The organism is Mycobacterium sp. (assembly GCF_036488105.1).
Classification (GTDB): domain Bacteria; phylum Actinomycetota; class Actinomycetes; order Mycobacteriales; family Mycobacteriaceae; genus Mycobacterium.
The window spans coordinates 1-2,589 of record NZ_DASXHW010000322.1 but is presented as its reverse complement, the minus strand read 5'-3'; the positions used below and the strand labels follow the sequence as shown (position 1 = coordinate 2,589).

Annotated in this window: 3 protein-coding genes; all 3 read left to right on the top strand. The window is 63.1% G+C overall.

Annotated elements, in window-relative coordinates; translation table 11 throughout:
* The coding region (gene pstS, locus VGH54_RS17105; protein ID WP_331513267.1) for a phosphate ABC transporter substrate-binding protein PstS at window positions 1-826 on the top strand (826 nt) is incomplete at its 5' end.
* Between the two features lie 12 nt (window positions 827-838).
* Window positions 839-1,807, top strand: coding sequence for a phosphate ABC transporter permease subunit PstC (gene pstC / locus VGH54_RS17100; RefSeq protein WP_331513266.1), 969 nt, complete (start codon window positions 839-841; stop codon window positions 1,805-1,807).
* Window positions 1,804-2,589, top strand: a 786-nt coding sequence (gene pstA / locus VGH54_RS17095) for a phosphate ABC transporter permease PstA (protein ID WP_331513265.1), incomplete at its 3' end; no start/stop codon positions are given. The genes pstC and pstA, both read left to right, overlap by 4 nt.

Sequence of the window (2,589 nt, the reverse complement as noted above, 5' to 3'; positions counted from 1 at the left end):
CCAAACCGACTTCGGTGGATCGGACGTCGCGCTGAGCGACGACGAACACGGCAAAGCGCAGCAGCGATGCGGGTCGCCGGCATGGGACCTGCCGGTGGTGTTCGGGCCGATCGCGGTGACCTACAACGTCACCGGCGTTACATCGCTGAACCTGGACGGACCGACCGCGGCGAAGGTCTTCAACGGCGCCATCAAGACGTGGAATGACCCGGCGATCACCGCCCTCAACGCCGGCACTGCGCTCCCCGATCTGCCGATCCACGTGGTGTTCCGCAGCGACCAGTCCGGAACAACGGACAACTTCCAGCAGTACCTCGACGCCGCATCCGACGGTGCGTGGGGCAAGGGCCACGGCAAGTCGTTCAACGGCGGCGTCGGTGAAGGTGCCAAGGGCAACGACGGCACCTCGGCGGCCATCAAAAACACTCCCGGGTCGATCACCTACAACGAATGGTCGTTCGCCCAGGCCCAGAAGCTCAACGAAGCCAAGATCGTCACGTCGGCCGGACCCGATCCCGTTGCGATCAGCACTGATTCGGTCGGGAAGACGATCGCCGCGGCAAAGATCAAGGGGCAGGGCAACGACCTGGTCCTGGACACGCTGTCGTTCTACAAACCCACGCAGCCGGGCGCTTACCCGATCGTGTTGGCGACGTATGAAGTTGTCTGCTCGAAGTATTCGGACAGCCAGGTCGGCACGGCCGTCAAGGCATTCCTGCAGGCGACCATCGGGCCCGGCCAGAATGGCCTGGCGGACAACGGATACATCCCGATCCCCGACGCCTTCAAGTCGAGGCTGTCAACCGCGGTCAACGCCATCGCTTGATCAAGGGCCAACATGTCCACCGCGACAGCGCCCGCGCGCGACGCCGGCGACGGAGCTAAGGCACGGGCGGGCGACCGGCTGTTTGAGTCGGTCGCCGCCCTCGCCGCTTCGACGATCACCATCGTTATCGGACTGATCGCGATATTCCTTCTGGTCCGGGCGATTCCAGCTTTGCGCGCCAACCATGCGAATTTCTTCACCAGCGCGCAGTTCACTACCGTCGACAGCAGCAAGCTGGCGTTCGGCATCCGCGACCTGTTCATGGTCACGCTGCTGAGCTCACTGTGGGCGATGGCCTTGGCGGTGCCGATCGCGATCGGCATCGCGGTGTTTTTGACCCAGTACGCGCCGCCGAGGCTGTCGCGCATCTTTGGCGCAATCGTCGATCTGCTCGCCGCGGTGCCGTCGATCGTCTTCGGGCTGTGGGGAATCTTCGTGCTGGCACCACAACTCGAGCCGATCGAGTCCTTGCTCAACCGCGAGCTGGGATGGTTTTTTCTGTTCAAAGCCGGCGACGTATCACTGGCCGGTGGCGGCAACATCTTCACGGCCGGCGTTGTTCTCGCCGTCATGGTCCTGCCCATCATCACCTCGGTGTCGCGGGAAGTGTTCCGGCAGACGCCGACCAGCCACACCGAAGCCGCACAAGCCCTGGGTGCGACGAAATGGGAAGTGGTGAGGATGACCGTGCTGCCGTACGGCCGCAGCGGTGCCGTCGCCGCGTCGATGCTGGGATTGGGCCGCGCGCTGGGCGAAACCGTCGCGGTGCTGATCATCCTGCGTGCGTCGGCTTCCGCCGGTCATTGGTCCCTTTTCGACGGTGGATACACCTTCGCCTCGAAAATCGCTTCTGCGGCGAGCGAATTCAGCGAGCCGCTACCGACCGGCGCCTACATCTCGGCTGGATTCGTGCTGTTCGTCCTCACCTTCGTCGTCAACGCGGTCGCCCGCGGGATCGTCGGCAGGGCGGTCAAGATATGAGCGCCCCCACCCTCGATGTGCCGGTCAAAGCCGCGGCAGTTCAGCCGATCAGTCTCGGTCGGCGGATCAAGAACAAGATCGCGGCAACTTTTTTCATGATTTCCTTCGGTATCGCGTTGGTACCGCTGATCTGGGTGCTGTGGGTCGTTGTCGCACGGGGCTGGTACGCGCTCACTCGGCACGGATGGTGGAGCCACTCGTTACGCGGTGTGCTGCCAGAGCAGTTTTCCGGAGGGGTATATCACGCCCTGTACGGCACCGTCGTGCAGGCAGCGGTGGCGGCTAGCATCGCTGTGCCACTGGGATTCATGACCGCGGTGTACTTGGCCGAGTATCGATCTGGCCGGCTGGCCAAATTCACCACCTTCATGGTCGACGTGCTAGCCGGGCTGCCCTCGATTGTGGCGGCGCTGTTCGTCTTCAGCCTGTGGATCGCCACCATGGGATTCGAGCAGAGCGCGTTCGCGGTGTCACTCGCGCTGGTCCTACTGATGTTGCCGGTCGTGGTGCGATCGAGCGAGGAGATGCTCAGGCTGGTGCCTCAAGACTTGCGAGAAGCCGGCTACGCCTTGGGAATTCCCAAGTGGAAAACGATCATGCGGATCGTCGTCCCGATCGCGATGCCGGGCATCATCACCGGCGTGCTGCTGTCGATCGCGCGGGTGATGGGCGAAACCGCCCCGGTGTTGGTGTTGGTCGGTTACAGCCGGTCGATCAACTTCGACATCTTCAACGGCAACATGGCGTCGTTGCCGTTGTTGATCTACTCCGAACTCAACAAC